Source organism: Actinomadura viridis (assembly GCF_015751755.1).
Taxonomy (GTDB): Bacteria; Actinomycetota; Actinomycetes; order Streptosporangiales; family Streptosporangiaceae; genus Spirillospora; species Spirillospora viridis.
This window is the reverse complement of record NZ_JADOUA010000001.1, coordinates 6,525,799-6,541,137: the sequence shown is the minus strand read 5'-3', so window position 1 is coordinate 6,541,137 and position 15,339 is coordinate 6,525,799. Positions and strand designations below refer to the sequence as shown.

Here is a 15,339-nt window from a genome sequence, read left to right as displayed (position 1 = left end):
CACAAGATCGTGCTGCCTGTCCGCGCCCCTGTCGAGCGGAATGCCGCCTGTGGTGCCGCCGGGCTCAGCGGAGTGTTCCGTCCAGGACCGTCGCCCTGCCGCGGAGGAAGGTCGCGGTCACGCGGCCCGGCAGCACCAGCCCGGCGAACGGGCTGTTGCGGCTGCGCGAGGCGAAACCGGCGGGGTCGACGCCGGCGCGGTGGGCGGTGTCGAGCAGGGTGAGGTTCGCGGGCTCGCCCGGCGCGATCGGGCGGCCGTGCCCGTCCAGGCGGCCGATGAGGGCCGGGCGGTGCGACATGCGGTCCGCGACGCCCGTCCAGTCCAGCAGGCCGGTTTCCACCATGGCGTGCTGGACGACCGCCAGCGCGGTCTCCAGGCCGATCATCCCCATCGCCGCGGCCGGCCACGCGCAGCGCTTGTCCGCGGCGGTGTGGGGGGCGTGGTCGGTGGCGACGCAGTCGATGGTGCCGTCGGCCAGCGCCTCGCGGAGCGCCCTGACGTCGGCCTCGGTGCGCAGCGGCGGGTTGACCTTGTAGACGGGGTCGCCCGAGCGCGCCAGCTCGTCGGTGAGCAGCAGGTGGTGCGGGGTCACCTCGGCGGTGACCGGCCACCCCCGGGACTTGGCCCAGCGGACGATCTCGGCCGAACCCGCGGTGGAGAGGTGGCAGACATGGACGCGGGAGCCGGTGTGCGCGGCGAGCAGGACGTCGCGGGCGATGACCGCCTCCTCGGCCACCGCGGGCCAGCCTGGCAGGCCGAGCTCGCGGGCGACCACGCCCTCGTTCATCTGGGCCCCCTCGGTGAGGCCCGGATCCTGGGCGTGCTGGGCGACGACGCCGTCGAACTCCCGGACGATCTCCAGGGCGCGCCGCATCAGCCCGGGGTCGTGGACGCACCCGCCGTCGTCGGAGAAGACCCGGACGGCGGCCGGCGACCCCGCCATCGCGGCGATCTCGGCGAGCCGCTCGCCGCCGAGACCGGCGGTGACCGCGCCGACCGGCCGGACGTCGCAGTGCCCCGCGCCGGCCCCCAGCCGCGCGACCTTCTCCACGACCGCCGGGGTGTCGGCGACGGGGCTGGTGTTGGCCATGGCGTGCACGGCGGTGAACCCGCCCAGCGCGGCGGCGCGGGCGCCGGTGGCGACGGTCTCGGCGTCCTCGCGGCCCGGCTCCCGCAGATGGGTGTGGAGGTCGACCAGGCCGGGCAGCAGGACCTGCCCGGACGCGTCGACGACCTCCGCGCCGCCGGGGTCCAGGCCGGTTCCGACGGCGGCCACGGCGGTGCCCCGGATGAGGACGTCCCGGGCCGGGCCGCCGAGGATCCGCGCGCCGCGCAGGAGGGTCGCGCGCTCACCCATGCGAGCCCTCCGGCCCGTCCGGGCGCAGCTCGAACACCGGGCCGTCCGCGCAGATCAGCGGGCTCTCGTCGGCGGCGGTCCGGGCCGCCGTGGCGCAGCCGTGGCAGTAGCCCAGCCCGCAGGCCATGTGGGCCTCCAGGGACACCTGGACCCGGGCGTCCCATCGCTCGCCCAGCCGTACGCACATCTCGGCGAGGCGTTCCGAGCCGCACGTGAAGATCTGCTGCGGTGGCGCCGGGTCGAGCGCCCGCCGCAGCCGCGCGCTCAGGACGTCCGGCGCGCTCCGCCCGTCCTGGTCGGTGACCTCGATCAGACGCCGGACACCGAGGTCGCGGTAGTCGTCCGCGCCGACCAGCGCGGTCCGGGTGCGCCCGCTGACGACGGCGGTGACCTCGACGCCGCGCGGGACGGCGTCCTCCGCGGACGTCATCAGGGAGCACACGCCGATGCCCCGTCCCACCAGGAGCAGCCTGGAGGTTTCGGGGGCGGGCGCGAAACCCACCCCCAGGGGGCCGACGACCTGGACGCGGCTGCCGACCGCGGTGGCGGTCAGCGCGCGGGTGCCGGCGCCCTGGACGCCGTAGACGATGTCGACGCAGCCCTCGCCGGGAAGGCGGCGGTGCACGGCCATCGGCCGCGGCAGCACCGCCCGCGCGCCGGTCGCGTCGGGGATCGTGACCATGAGGAACTGGCCCGGCCGGGTGGCCGCCGCGATCGTCGGGGCCTTCAGCCGCATCCGGTGGTACCGGTCGCCGACCGGGTGGTGCCGGACGACCTCCGCGTGGTCCCAGGTCGGGGCGGGTTCCGGGGCGGTGAGCAGGGCGAGCCGGTGGTGTCCGGGGCCGGTCATGCGCCGCTCCCCGGCCGCGTGGTGGGCGGTGCGAGCAGCCCGTCGAGTTCCAGCAGGGTCGCCAGGAGCACCCGGGTCCCGGTGGCGAGATCCGATGGATCGGTCCATTCCTCGGGCGTGTGGCTCAGCCCGTCCCGGCTCGGTACGAAGATCATGCCGCTCGGCACGATGTGGTTGATCATCTGGCTGTCGTGGCTGGCGCCGCTGGGCAGGACGTGGTGACCGACGCCGAGCGCGGCACAGGCGCCGCCGATCGCGTCCGCGATCCAGACCGGCAGGACGACCGGGGAGGCGTCGGCCAGCTCCTCGGCGCGCAGCCCGATCCCGCGCCGATCGCACAGTTCCCGGGACCGCGCGACGAACTCCGCGGCCGTCTCCCGCTGCCGGTCACTGTCGACGTCCCGGATGTCGACGGACATCGTCACCTCGCCCGGGATGGTGGTGATCGACCCGGGCGCGACGTCGAGCCTGCCCACGGTGGCGCGGGTGCCGCGATGGCGGGGGTCGTTGGCGAGCCGCTCGGCCAGCAGGACGCACTCCGCCGCCGCCGCGAGGGCGTCCGCGCGGTGGTGCATGGGGGTGCCGCCGGTGTGCGAGGCGCGTCCGGTCAGCGTGAGCCGCAGCCGGCTGCTGCCCGAGATGGCGTCCACGACGCCGATGGGCGTTCCGAGGCTTTCCAGCACGTTGCCCTGCTCGATGTGGAGTTCCACGAACGCGCTCCACTCGGCGGGATCCCACCGGGCCTCCTCGACCCGGGCGGGATCGAGCCCGACCCCTTCCATGGCCTGGGCGAGCGTCGTGCCCGTACCGTCCCGGAGCAGGCCGAGGTCGCCGGCGCCGGTGAGGCCCGCGGCGATGCGGCTGCCGACGCACGCCTGACCGAAGCGGGCGCCCTCCTCGGTCGCGAAGGCCACGAACCGCACCGGGCGGGCGTGCGCCGCCTCCGTCTCCACCAGGACCCGCGCGGCCTCCATCCCGGCGACGACGCCGGCGATGCCGTCGAACCGCCCGGCTCCCGGGACGCTGTCCAGGTGCGAGCCCGTGCCCAGTGCCCCGAGCGCGGGGTCGCCGTGCCCCGGCCGTTCCGCGTAGGTGTTGCCGGCCGCGTCGGACCACACCCGCAGGCCCAGCCCGCGCATGTGGTCCGCGAACGTCTCGTGGGCCCGCCGCTCCAGCTCGGTGTAGCCGGGCCGGGTGACCCCGGGGCCGCCCTCGGACAGGGCGGCGAACTCCTCGATCAGCCCGGCCAGCCGGCCCGCGTCGACCCGTCCTGCCGGTTCACGGGCCTCTCGCGCGGAGGCCGTCGCCGGCTGCTCCCTGGTGCCGGCGCTCATCGTCCCGGCTCGTCGTCTCGCGCGCCGCCCACCGCACCGGCGCCGCGGGCGGCCAGCTCGGCCTGGTCCACGACCGCGACGTACGGGACCGGGGCTTCGGAGGCGGCGCCGGCGGAGCCGATGACCTCGGCGATCCCCGCCAGCTCCGCGTGGTGCGTCCCCGCGAACGAGTGCATCGTGCTCAGCCGGAGCGGCTGGACGCCCTTCGCCAGCAGCAGCACGACACGGCGCCCGCGGACGAGGGCGGCGTCGATCTCGATGACGCCCTCCTCGACGTAGAAGGGCACGGCCGGCACACCCAGCTCGCGGGAGACGATGTGCGCCAGCACGGCGTTGGCGCTGTCCTCGGACGTGAGCAGCACCTCGGGGCGGAGCGGCCGCACGGCCTCGGCCGCCGCGCGGCCGACCGTCTCCATCGCGGTCGCGGACCGGCTCGGGTCCAGCAGCGGCTCGGCGCCGGCGCCGTGCGCGCCGACGAGCCGGTGAACGGCGTCGAGCAGTTCGGGGCGAGCGTGCGCCTCGGTCATGGTCGGCCTCCTGAGGTCGATACGGCCAGTTCCTCTTCGGTCAGCAGTGCCGTCCGGGGCGGGGACGAGCCGGTGCCGCCGTCCCCCGCCGGGCGCCCCTGCGCCGTGCGATCCCGCGCCGCGGGGGCCAGCAGCGACAGCACGCCGACCACGCGAATCCCCAGCTCCGCCAGCCCGGCGACCCAGGCCCCCACCTCGGCGTCACCGGCCGTGGACGTGGTCACCAGGGCGACGGACCGGCCGGGAGCGAGACCGTCCCCGCCGACCGCCGCGACGCCCGCCGGACCCGCCTCCGGCCCGGTGGCGACCGACAGCGGCAGGCCGGTGTGCAGGGAGAGGGCCGTGGCCAGCACCGCGGCCCGCCACCCCGCGGCGACCAGCCCGCCCGCGTCCCGTGGCACCTCCGCGGCCAGGTCCGCGGCCACCCTGCGCAGGATGGACGGCCGGTTGAGCGCGGCGTACTCCCTGAACTCCGACACGTCGCGCAGGGGCCCGCTGTACGGGATCGCGCTGGCGGCGATGTCGGCGAGTAGTTCGGCCCGGCGCCGGCCGCCGGAGGCGGGGGCGGAGAGACCTTCGGTCATCGGCTATGTCCTTCCTGGCTCACGGCTCGCCGGTGTCCCGGCCGCCGTTCCGTCCGCCGTGCCGTCCGCGCCGCCCGCCGGCGCGTCCACGAGGCCGCCCGCGGGCTCCGGCGTCGTGAACCCGCCGGTGTAGCCGAGCTCTCCGGACAGGTCGCGTGCCGCGCGCAGCACGATCTCCGTCGCGCGGGTGCGCTGGATGGGGTCGCGCATCCGATTGCCCGCCGCGGCGAGCGTGACGCTCGACACCACCTGGGCCGTGGAGGAGAACACCGGTGCCGCCACCGCCCACACGTTCTCGTCCAGCTCGTTCTCGCAGACGTCGTACCCCTGGGCGCGGACCTGCGCGAGATGGTCCTTCACCTGGTCCAGGGTTCGGAGCGTCCCCGCCGTGAACGCCGTCAGGTCCCGCTCACGGAAGATCGTGTCGACCACCTCGGGCGGCAGGTACGCCAGGATGCTGCGGGCCGAGGCCGCCGCGTGCAGCGGCATCTCGTGGCCCACCTGGACGAACAGCCGGAGCGGATGCCGCGCCTCCACCAGCGCCACGCAGACCATCTGCAGCCCGATCGGCTCGGTGAGGAACACCGACTCGCCGCTCTCCCGGGCCGCCTTCCGCAGCGGCTCCGGCGGTGTGACGAGCGTTCCGCGCCCGGCCGAGGAGATCCCGGCCAGCTCGGCCGCCGCCGGTCCGAGAAAGTACCGCCGGTTGGTGGGCGACCTGGTCACGTACCGGTCCTCGGTGAGGGCGGCCAGGACCCGGTGCATGCTGCCGATCGGGATCTGCAGCTCCTCATGGAGCTGCTGCAAGGTCATCCCCTGCTGGCTCGTCGACAACGTCTTGATCACTCGTAGGGCGCGAGTGAGAACCTGCATGCTCAGCCATCCGTTCACGCGGAGACGCTTGTCTCGTTGGCATGTCGTCCCGCCGGGCGCGCGCCTCGTCCGGCGTCCCGGCGGGTCCCGAAACGGCGTCGGCGTGGCGGCCGGCGTGGACCAGCCCCTGAAGCGTAGCCACCCCGGCCCGCGCGCACAGGGCCTCCAGCTCACGGACGATCTCGGCCATGACCTGGGGGCGCGCGAAGGTCGCGGTGCCGACCTGGACGGCGGTCGCGCCGACGCGCAGATGGTCCAGGACGTCCTGGGCGGACCCGATGCCGCCGCACCCGATGACCGGGATGGAGACCGAACGCGCGACCAGCCAGACCAGCCGCAGCACCAGGGGTTTGATCGCCGGTCCGGACACGCCGCCCACGCCGTTGCCGAGCACGGGCGTCCCGTCGCCGGAGGAGACCACCATGCCGGGGAAGGAGTTCGCGACGGTCAGCGCCCGGGCGCCCGCGCTCTGCGCGGCGTCGGCGACCGCGGCGATGTCGGGGGCCATCGGGGTCAGCTTCACCCAGACCGGCACGTCGCCGAGACGGCGCCGGACGCCGTCGGTGACGCGGTGGACGGCCTCGGGGCTCGCGCCGATCTCGATGCCCCCGTGTTCCAGGTTGGGGCAGGAGACGTTGACCTCGAAGGCCGCGCAGCCGACTCCGGCCAGCTCGTCGGCCACCCGCAGGTACTCGTCGATCCGCAGGCCGCCGACACTGACCACGACCGGCCGTCCGGTGGCCCGGTAACGCGGCAGTACGTCCTGGACGAAGCCGCGCGTCCCGGGACTGGGGATGCCGACACTGTTGATCATCCCCATCGGTGTCTCGGTCAGCCGGTGCGCGGCGTTCCCGCCGCGCCGCAGGGCGAACACGGTCTTGGTGACGACGGCGCCGAGCTCACCCATGGGCAGCAGCGGTGCCAGTTCCGGCCCGAAGCATCCGGAGGCCGGCATCACCGGGTTGGACAGGCGCAGCCCGCCCAGGGACACCGAGAGGTCCGCGCCGCCGCCGGCGCCTTTCGCCGCGAAGAAGCGTTCGCGGGCGTCCCGGTCCCGGTCGCCGGAGGGGGAGCCGGAGCCGCCGTGGACGTGCCGCGCCGCCGCGGTCATGGGCGGCCCCCCGCGGCCGGGGGCGTGCTCGCCGGGACGGGGTCCGCCAGGGCCCGCGCGGCGTGCGCGGCGAGCCGCAGCATGTCGAGCTGGGCGGGCTCGTAGTCCTCGAGCCAGCCGTCGGTGACCCGGTTGGCGTGCGCCACGAGCAGGGCGCCCGCCCGGAGCCCCATCGCCCGCCCCACCGCCAGGACGGTCTCCGTCTCCATGTCGACGCCGTCGACGCCGAGCGCCCGCAGCGCGGAGTACCGTTCCGCCGCCTCCCGCTCGTATCCGGCGAGGGGACGGCCCTGGCCGAGGTAGTACGAGTCGGCCGAGGCGACGGTGACCTCGGTCAGGCCGATGCCCAGGGAGGCGGCCTGGGCGTGGAGGGCACGCGTCACCTGGGCGTCGGCCGTGCGACCGCCGGTGCCGGTTCCGGTAGGGGAGCCGGTGTCCGCTGCGTACCAGGACGCGGCGCCGCCTCCAGGCACGGCAGCGGTGACGGCGCACACCGTTCCGGGCGCGATCCGCTCCCGCAGCGCGCCCATGCCGCCGGTGCGCAGCACGGTCGTCACGCCCAGCCGGGCCAGCTCGACGATCGCGATCTCGGTCGAGGGCCCGCCGATGCCCGTGGAGCACACCGCGATCGGGGTGCCCCGCAGCCGGCCGACGCCGAGCCGGTACTCACGGTTCTGGCCCCTGATCTCGAAGTCCGCGAGCACCCGGGCGGCGAGGTCCACCCGGGCCGGGTCGCCCGGAAGCAGGCAGACCCCGGGCAGCGTGCCGAGTCGGGCGGGGACGTGCGGGGCCGCGCCGTCCCGCCAGGGGTCCCGGGCGCTACGGGCCATCAAGATCCTCCAGAAGTGGATGGATGATTTCCAGATCAGGAAGTGTGCATCGTGGCGCAGCGTGACGTCAATCCCGTTAAGGGAGGCAAGATAAGGGTGATTTGGAACACATCACCTCGGAATATGTCCAGCATGTAACGTCAAAGCCGGTCTTGACAGCTGACCGAAATAGGCAGCACGCTGTGACCTTCATTGCTGGAGGCGGACTTTCCGTCTGTGGAAGCTGCCATGCGTGGCGCGACCCGGCCGCCGCCATGGAGGGCCCATGAAGGCCCGAGAGACCGAGGGAGTCTTCGTGCGACATCGTCAGGGGACGGGGGAGAGCGCCGGCCGGTGGCCGCGCGCCGGTGCCGCCCGGCTCACGCTGAAGGGAACGGCGAGCCGATGACGGCCTTTCTCTCCATCCGGGACGTGCGCAAGACCTACGTCGGCGCCAACCGGCAGCGGGTCGTGGCGCTGGCCGACGTGGACCTCGACGTCGCCGAGGGCGAGGTCGTCGCGCTCATCGGCCCGTCCGGCTGCGGCAAGTCGACGCTGCTGCGGATGATCGCCGGCCTGGACGCGGACTTCGAGGGGAAGCTCGCCTGGACCAGGCGGCCCCGCCCGGGCAAGGACATCGGCTTCGTGTTCCAGGAGCCGGCGCTGCTGCCCTGGCGCTCGGTGGAACGCAACGTCTCCCTGGGCCTGGAGGCGCAGCGGGACAGGTCCGCCGAGGGGCGGACCCGGGTCCGGGACCTGCTCGACCTGGTCGGCCTGTCGGACTTCGCGCAGTCGTTCCCCAAGGAACTCTCCGGCGGAATGCGCCAGCGCACGGCGATCGCGCGGGCGCTCGCCTACGACCCGCAGATCCTGCTCATGGACGAGCCCTTCGGGGCGCTCGACGCCATCACCCGTGACCGGCTGCACGACGATCTGCTGCGCATCTGGGAGGCCACCCGGAAAACGATCATCCTGGTCACCCACAGCGTGGAGGAGGCCACCTATCTGGCGGACCGGGTGGCGGTGATGTCGGCGCGGCCGGGCCGCATCAAGGCCGTGCACCGGGTGCCGCTCGACCGGGACCGCAGCCCGGCGACCCGGCGGCTGCCGGAGTTCGCCGAGTTCGCCGGCATGCTCCGGCAGGAGCTGGAATGACCGGGGACACCGTGGCGCGCGAGCGCCGCTCCGAGGCGGGCCCCGGCGGCGCCCGCGACCGGGAGCGCGAACGTCGCCGCACCGAGCGGCGCCGCGACCTGGCACGGCTCGGCACCCGGACCCTCAGCGCCGCCGCCTACGTGGTGGTCATCGTCGGGGCCTGGAGCCTGTACGTCCGCTGGGCGGACGTGCCGAGCTACCTGCTGCCCGCGCCCGGCGCGGTGCTGTCGGCGATCGGGAGCCTGGTGAGCGACGGGCAACTGTGGTCCAACCTCACCTACACCCTGCGCAACATCGTCCTGGGGTTCGTGGGCGGTTCGGTCATCGGCGTCGCCCTCGGCTGGGCCCTGTGGTCGTCGCGGATCGTGCGGGAGGTGCTCAACCCCTACATCGTCCTGCTCCAGGCCGCCCCGAAGATCGCCGTCGCGCCGCTGCTGGTCCTGTGGTTCGGGCTGAGCCTCACGTCCCAGTTCGTCCTGATCCTGCTGCTGGTCTTCTTCCCGATGATGGCCGCGACGATGCTCGGCCTCCGGGACGTCCCGGCCGACGTCGCCTCCCTCGGCAGGCTCCTGAACCTGTCCGGCCGGCGCTACCTGCTCACGATCCAGATTCCGGCGGCGACACCGGCGCTCCTCGCCGGTGCCAAGATCGCGGTGATCGACGCCATGACCGGGGCCTTCCTCGCCGAGTACCTGTCCGCCCAGCGCGGCCTCGGCTACCTCATGATCCTCGGCAACACCTCCAACGACACCCCCATGCTCATCGCCGCCGTGCTCATCACCGTGCTGGTGGGCCTGGCCGGCTTCGGCCTCGTCTCGCTGGCCGAACGGCGCCTGCTGCGCTGGGACCGCTGATTCCCGGCACCGTTTCCCAAGGAGAGTCATGAAGAAGCACCTTCGCCGCGTGCCCGGAATCGGGTCCGCCCTGCTGGCGCTCGCCGTCATCACGGCGTGCAGCCCCGCCTCGTCCGGCGGGCCCAAGGCCGGGGGCGAGACGGGCCCCGGCGGCACCAAGAAGGTCACCATCCAGATCGACGGCACCGCGGTCCCGTACTACGCGCCGCTGTACATGGCCAAGGAGCAGGGCTTCTTCGCCAAGGCCGGCCTGGACGTGAGCTTCACCTACGCCCAGGGTTCGGACATCGTCAAGAACGTCGCCGCGGGCAACGTCGACTTCGGCTTCCCCAACGGCGACTCGGTCATCACCGCCTACGGCAAGGGCGTCAAGACCCGCGTCGTCCACACCACCTACCAGCAGGGCATCGGCGCGCTGCTGTCGAAGGCCGACGCGAACATCTCCTCCCCGGCCGACCTCAAGGGCAAGACGGTCGCCGTCACCGACCTGGGCAGCCCCAACTACATCCAGCTCCAGGCCATGCTCAAGAGCGCGAACCTGACCGTCGGCGACGTGAAGGTCAAGACCATCGGCACCGGCGCCATCGTCGACGCGCTCAAGAACGGCCAGGTCGACGCGATCGTCTTCTCCCGGCTCCGCTACTACGCGCTGAAGTCGGCCGGGGTGGACGTCCGCCAGATCCTCAGCGACCAGTACCTCCCGTCGTTCGGCAACGTGGTCGTGGCCGGCCCCGACATGGTGAAGAACGACCCGAAGACGGTCAAGGCGTTCGACGACGCCCTCGACCAGGGCATCGACTACACCACCAAGAACCCCGCCGCCGCGGTCGACACGGCGGTGAAGAAGTACGCCCCCACGTTCAACGGCCAGCAGAAGGACGTCACCACGATCGTCGAGGACGTCTTCGTCAAGACCCTCTGGCAGTCGGACACCACCCGGCAGCACGGGTTCGGTCACCCGGACGAGGCGCGCTGGCAGAAGGCGATCGACGCCCAGGCCGGATTCAAGCTCATCGACTCCTCGTTCAAGGCCGGTGACCTGGTGGTGAAGCCCAGTGCCCTCGGCTAGCGCGCCGCCGGCGGCCGGGGCCCCGGTCCGTCCCGGACCGGGCGCCCGGCTGCGGGCCGCCCGGCCGGTGGCGGTCGGCGCGGTCTCGCTCGCCGCCGGCGTGGTGCTGTGGTGGCTGGTGACCGTCCTCTTCGACATCCCGGCCTACCGGCTGCCGACTCCCGGCGCCGTCGCCGCGCACGGCTGGACCCTGGGGCGGGACGGCGCCCTGACCGTGCACATCGCGCAGACGCTCGCGGAGGTCGTCCAGGGCGTGGTGCTCGGAAGCGCGCTCGGGGTCGTCCTGGCGATGGTGTTCACGCGGATGCGCCGCCTGGAACGCGTCCTGATGCCGCTGATCGTGATCGCCCAGGTGACGCCCAAGATCTCGATCGCGCCGCTGATCGTGCTGTGGCTGGGGCTGGGCATCGGCTCCAAGATCGCGCTCATCACGCTGGTGTCGTTCTACCCGGTTCTGATCAACATGAGCATGCGGCTGCGCGCCATCCCCACCGGGGTGGACGACCTGGCCCGGCTCCTGGAGATCGGGCCGCTGGCCCGCGCCGTCAAGATCGATCTGCCGTTCGCCCTCCCGGCCATCGCGGTGGGACTGCGGCTGGGCGTCCTCCAGGCGGTGACCGCGGCGGTCATCGGCGAGTTCATCGGGGCGCAGGCGGGTCTGGGCTACCTGGAGCGGCAGGCCCAGGACAACGACGACATCCGGCTCGTCATCGTCTCCCTCGGCCTGCTCTGCCTGCTGGCCTGGACGCTGTACACGCTCGTCGGCCTGGTCGAACGCAGGCTGAACAGCCGCTTCGGCTCCGCCTGAGCGGTCGCCGAACGCGGCGTGGCCGCCCCCCGGGCGCCGGGGGCCGGCGGCCGGAGTCGGGGCACCGGGCGACCTGGGACGGGGTCGCCCGGTGCGGGGACGGCTTCGGGTCAGACGGTGAGGAGGGCGGCCACGGCGCCGGCGGTCTCCGGGTGGGCGGCCAGCAGGGCGCCGGCCGCGCCCGCGCCGGGCGGGACGGCCGGATCGCCGGCGGCGTCCGGCCATGCCGGGTCGAGGCCGAGCAGCGCGGTCACCGCGTCGCAGGACTCCGGACGGGCGGCCAGGAGACCGGGGACCGGGCCGGTGGCGGCGATCGGCGGTGCGGGCTCGGGTGCCGCCCGGCCCTCCCACGGTGGCACCCAGGCGTCCACCGCCGCGAGCCCGGCGGGGAACGTGCGGTCGGCCTCGCGGACCAGCACCGGCACCAGCTCCGCCGCCTGCTCGCGCAGCGTGACGATCAGCTTGGGCAGCCAGGGGAGCAGCACCGTGTCGGGCAGCCGCGCGAACGCCTTGGACAGCAGCTCCACCACCAGCGGCGACAGCGAGGGCACGGACTCCAGTGCCTGTACGAACCCGCTCAGGTACCGGGGATAGGCCGGCACCACCAGCGGGTTGTCCAGCAGCCCGTCGCAGCGTTCCCGCAGCTCGGCCGTCGTCAGCAGGCCGAGCTGGGTCTCGGCCGCCCACAGCAGCGCCGTCTTGCCGGGCTCGGTCGGATGCGACTGCTTCACCGCCAGTTCGAGCTGGGTGTGGTCGCAGCCGAGGGAGACCGCCAGGCTCTCCAGGCTGATCAGGAACCCCAGCATCGCGGCCACCTGGCGGGCACCGGTGTCATCGTCGGCGAACGCGGTCGGCAGCAGCGTGCAGTAGTGCGCGTACCCGGCGGTGACGAACGCGGCGCACCACCGGGGCAGCTCCGGCTCGGTGGTCCGGTAGTGGGCCAGCAGCCGCCGGACCCCGCGCAGCACCTCGGGGGCGTCGTCCACGGTGCGTTCGGCCGCGAGCAGCTCCACCGCACGCGCGCCCAGCTCGTCGGTGAACCGCCTGCTCTTGAGGTAGAGCAGGGAGTCCTCGACGGCCTGCAACGCGGTCGCGGCGGTGGCCTTCGGCGCGTGGACGGCCTTGCGCAGCCGCTGCTCCAGCACCTGCTCGATGGTGACGCCCTCGTAGCCCAGCTCGACGATCGCGCGCTGGTTGCGCCCGATCGCCAGGTCCCAGCTCTCCTGGATCGGCCGCTCGCCCAGCCGCCGCGCCCCCATGATCGGGCGGACGGCGTCGCCGGGCAGCAGTCGGCGCAGCATCCAGAGCAGATCCGAGCACGGCTCCAGCTCCGGGGTGGCGGAGAAGTCCAGCAGCGCCCGCTGGATCGTGCGCTTCTCCAGGTCGAGGCCCAGCGGGGTGAGCCGGTCCAGGACGTCCCGGGCCAGCGGTGGCAGCGCGTCGTACCCGACCTCGCCGATCCGGTCGCCGCCCAGCAGGATCTCGCACAGCCGCCGCACGTCGCGGCGGCCCGGCACGGTGTCCTTCTCGATGCAGGTGACGGCCGCGTCCTGGAAGTCGTACGGGGTGGGGCGGGCGCGCCCGCGCATCCCCGCGAGCAGGATCGAGGTCTCGAACACCGCGATCGCGTCGGCGGTGCTGGACAGGTAGCCGTTGCGGCGGGCCAGCCGGACGATGTCGACGCACCAGCCGAGCAGCTCGGCCTCGTCGAGCGCGTCCAGCGCGGGCGCGTCCGACAGGAACCCCGACAGCCGGTCGGTGACCGGCCCGGCCGGCACCGGGTCCGGCAGCCGCTTGCGGGCCGCGCGCTTGCGGGTGCCGCGCTGGCCGTCCAGCCGGAACGGGGTGACGCCGGTGCGTTTCACCGACTTCTCCCAGGTCGCCGCGGCCACCGACACCGAGCCGGGCGCCAGCCCGAACTGCGCCTCGATGGCCGAGTGGCTGGAGGGGATCAGCCCGTACCGCCAGCGGGTGCCGGTCCGGGGCGTGATCTCGAACGGGGCGGTGGAGGCCAGCCCGAACTGCTCCACCCGGCTGGCCGCGTGGAACGCCCCGCACACGTGCAGGCAGTCGGCCGGGTCCGCGCCGGACGCGGTGAGGTGCTCGCGGATCCGGGTCCACATGTACCGCTCGCGGTCCTCGTCGGTGGCCCGGCGCGCGTCCCGGGACGGCCGGAGCCGCCGGAACAGGCTGCCGATCAGTACCATGACCTGCCGGTACGTCTCGTAGTCGGCACCCGCGAGCGGCTGCTCGACGTACTGGTCCCACCATTCCGACCAGTGCCGGACCTTGCCGTGGTGGAGCAGGTGCTCCTCCAGCTCGGCGAACCCGGGCCGCAGGTCGCCGATCTCGACGCCGACCGCGTCACCGTGCAGCGCGGCCTCCTCCTCCTGCTCGCCCCGTCCGGCCTCCTCCGGCGGGTCCGCGGGCTCCCACTGGAAGACGTGGTCGCTCGAACGGTCGACCAGGACCAGCTCGACGCCCGGGGTGTCGAGCGCGTAGGAGATCGCCTGGTACTCGGCGGACGCCTCGGTGATGGGCGCCACCACGCTCAGCGGCGCCCGTTCGCTGGGGAACCCGTCGAGGTCGGTCGCGAACGCCTGCAGCGCCACCGGCAGCCGGCAGTTGCGCAGCTCGTCCAGCAGGGGACGCAGGTCCTCGCACAGCTCCAGATAGATGACCTCGGGCTGCTTCTCCCGCAGCCGCCGGGCCATCGCCAGCGCCGACGCGGGGGAGTGGTGGCAGACCGGGAAGATCTCCAGCTCCTCCCGCAGCGCCCGGTCGACGTCGTCGACCATCCCCGCCAGGATGTCCGGCAGGGCGCGGGGGCCGCCGGCGAAGGTCTCGGCGGCCCCGAGTAGCTGCTCGCGCAGCGCGCCGAACGGGCTCACGACAGCTTCGCGATCGCCTGGAGCCCGCCCTCCAGGAACTCCTGCCACGGCCCGCCCTCGTCCTTCTTGCCGCGCGGCTCGACCACGCCGTGCCAGAACTTGTTCAGGATGGCCAGGTCCTCGGGGCTGCGGCGGGCCAGCGACCCCACCAGCGAGCTCGCCAGCGTCTCGGCCCGCAGCGCCCGGTCGCCGAAGAACTGGCCGTGCAGGATCGCGTCCTCCAGCACGCCGATCTGCTCGGCGGTGGACAGCGCCGACTCCAGCCGCTCGTCGTCGCTGGAGGCCGAGGACGCCGCGGCCCGCAGGTCGGCGAAGCTCTGCAGCAGGATGTCCAGCAGCGTCGGCGGCACGTCCAGCTCGATCCGGTGCCGCCGCATCAGCTCCGAGGTACGGAACCGGACGATCTCCGCCTCGCTCTTCTTGCTGGTCACCACCGGGATGCGGACGAAGTTGAACCGCCGCTTCAGCGCCGAGGACAGGTCGTTGACGCCCCGGTCCCGGCTGTTGGCGGTCGCGATGATCGAGAACCCCGGCTGGGCGAAGACGATGTTGTCGTCGTCCAGCTCGGGGATGGACACGTACTTCTCCGACAGGATGGAGATCAGCGCGTCCTGCACGTCGCTGGTCGAACGGGTCAGCTCCTCGAACCGGCCGATCACGCCCCGTTCCATCGCCGTCATGATCGGGGAGGGGATCAGCGACTCCCGGGACTGCCCCTTGGCGATCACCATGGAGACGTTCCAGGAGTACTTGATGTGGTCCTCGGTGGTGCCCGCCGTCCCCTGGACGACCAGGGTCGAGTTGCGGGAGATGGCGGCCGACAGCAGCTCGGCCAGCCAGCTCTTGCCGGTGCCGGGGTCGCCGATCAGCAGCAGGCCGCGGTCGGACGCCAGCGTCACGATGGCGCGCTCGACGAAGCTCCGGTCGCCGAACCACTTCTGCGGGATCTCGCGGTCGAGCCCGTCGGCGCGCTCGGAGCCGAGCACGAACAGCCGGACCATCTTCGGGCTGAGCCGCCACGAGAACGGCTTGGGGCCGTCGTCGATCGACTCCAGGTAGTCCAGCTCCTCGGCGTACTTCACCTCGGCCGGCGCGCGCAGCTTCTCGTCGGTCATGA

Annotated in this window: 14 protein-coding genes; 4 read left to right on the top strand and 10 right to left on the bottom strand. The window is 73.6% G+C overall.

Annotated elements, in window-relative coordinates:
- Nucleotides 1–64: 64 nt before the first annotated feature.
- Genes IW256_RS29585 through IW256_RS29550 form a run of 8 tightly spaced genes read right to left on the bottom strand, consistent with a single transcriptional unit; the run spans nucleotide 65 to nucleotide 7,466 of the window.
- Nucleotides 65–1,357: a dihydroorotase gene (locus IW256_RS29585; RefSeq protein WP_197014075.1), complete on the bottom strand. Its 1,293-nt coding sequence runs from the start codon at nucleotides 1,355–1,357 to the stop codon at nucleotides 65–67.
- Entirely contained in the window at nucleotides 1,350–2,207 is an 858-nt protein-coding gene (locus tag IW256_RS29580; RefSeq protein ID WP_197014074.1) for an iron-sulfur cluster-binding protein, read from the bottom strand. Before IW256_RS29580 ends, IW256_RS29585 begins: the two co-directional genes overlap by 8 nt.
- The gene (locus IW256_RS29575) at nucleotides 2,204–3,541 is read right to left on the bottom strand and encodes a Zn-dependent hydrolase (RefSeq protein ID WP_197014073.1); all 1,338 of its coding nucleotides are present in this window, start codon (nucleotides 3,539–3,541) and stop codon (nucleotides 2,204–2,206) included. Before IW256_RS29575 ends, IW256_RS29580 begins: the two co-directional genes overlap by 4 nt.
- Nucleotides 3,538–4,068, bottom strand: coding sequence for a hypothetical protein (locus tag IW256_RS29570; RefSeq protein ID WP_197014072.1), 531 nt, complete (start codon nucleotides 4,066–4,068; stop codon nucleotides 3,538–3,540). The genes IW256_RS29575 and IW256_RS29570 overlap by 4 nt, the downstream gene beginning before the upstream one ends.
- Nucleotides 4,065–4,652, bottom strand: coding sequence for a hypothetical protein (locus IW256_RS29565; RefSeq protein ID WP_197014071.1), 588 nt, complete (start codon nucleotides 4,650–4,652; stop codon nucleotides 4,065–4,067). Before IW256_RS29565 ends, IW256_RS29570 begins: the two co-directional genes overlap by 4 nt.
- Nucleotides 4,653–4,655: 3 nt before the next feature.
- Nucleotides 4,656–5,465, bottom strand: a complete 810-nt coding sequence (locus IW256_RS29560) for an IclR family transcriptional regulator (protein ID WP_231403981.1) — start codon at nucleotides 5,463–5,465, stop codon at nucleotides 4,656–4,658.
- Nucleotides 5,443–6,636 (bottom strand): dihydroorotate dehydrogenase, encoded by a 1,194-nt coding sequence (locus IW256_RS29555; protein WP_197014069.1) that lies wholly within the window; start codon nucleotides 6,634–6,636, stop codon nucleotides 5,443–5,445. The genes IW256_RS29560 and IW256_RS29555 overlap by 23 nt, the downstream gene beginning before the upstream one ends.
- Entirely contained in the window at nucleotides 6,633–7,466 is an 834-nt protein-coding gene (locus IW256_RS29550) for a nucleoside phosphorylase (protein WP_197014068.1), read from the bottom strand. Before IW256_RS29550 ends, IW256_RS29555 begins: the two co-directional genes overlap by 4 nt.
- Nucleotides 7,467–7,850: 384 nt before the next feature.
- Here IW256_RS29550 and IW256_RS29545 point away from each other — a divergent pair, with 384 nt between their 5' ends.
- The 4 genes from IW256_RS29545 to IW256_RS41575 are packed head-to-tail and all read left to right on the top strand — an operon-like array spanning nucleotide 7,851 to nucleotide 11,331.
- A complete protein-coding gene (locus IW256_RS29545; protein WP_197014067.1) occupies nucleotides 7,851–8,600 on the top strand; it encodes an ABC transporter ATP-binding protein in 750 nt (249 codons plus the stop codon).
- Entirely contained in the window at nucleotides 8,597–9,454 is an 858-nt protein-coding gene (locus IW256_RS29540; RefSeq protein ID WP_197014066.1) for an ABC transporter permease, read from the top strand. The genes IW256_RS29545 and IW256_RS29540 overlap by 4 nt, the downstream gene beginning before the upstream one ends.
- A gap of 28 nt (nucleotides 9,455–9,482) precedes the next feature.
- Nucleotides 9,483–10,523 carry an ABC transporter substrate-binding protein gene (locus IW256_RS29535; RefSeq protein ID WP_197014065.1) on the top strand — a complete coding sequence of 347 codons (1,041 nt, stop codon included), beginning with the start codon at nucleotides 9,483–9,485 and terminating at the stop codon, nucleotides 10,521–10,523.
- The gene (locus tag IW256_RS41575; RefSeq protein ID WP_197014064.1) at nucleotides 10,510–11,331 is read left to right on the top strand and encodes an ABC transporter permease; all 822 of its coding nucleotides are present in this window, start codon (nucleotides 10,510–10,512) and stop codon (nucleotides 11,329–11,331) included. Before IW256_RS29535 ends, IW256_RS41575 begins: the two co-directional genes overlap by 14 nt.
- A 110-nt stretch (nucleotides 11,332–11,441) precedes the next feature.
- Here the strand turns inward: IW256_RS41575 and IW256_RS29525 are convergent, their stop codons facing one another.
- Both IW256_RS29525 and IW256_RS29520 read right to left on the bottom strand, forming a co-directional pair.
- Nucleotides 11,442–14,222 (bottom strand): DUF5682 family protein, encoded by a 2,781-nt coding sequence (locus IW256_RS29525; protein WP_197014063.1) that lies wholly within the window; start codon nucleotides 14,220–14,222, stop codon nucleotides 11,442–11,444.
- Nucleotides 14,219–15,337 carry an ATP-binding protein gene (locus tag IW256_RS29520; protein ID WP_197014062.1) on the bottom strand — a complete coding sequence of 373 codons (1,119 nt, stop codon included), beginning with the start codon at nucleotides 15,335–15,337 and terminating at the stop codon, nucleotides 14,219–14,221. Before IW256_RS29520 ends, IW256_RS29525 begins: the two co-directional genes overlap by 4 nt.
- Nucleotides 15,338–15,339 lie beyond the last annotated feature (2 nt).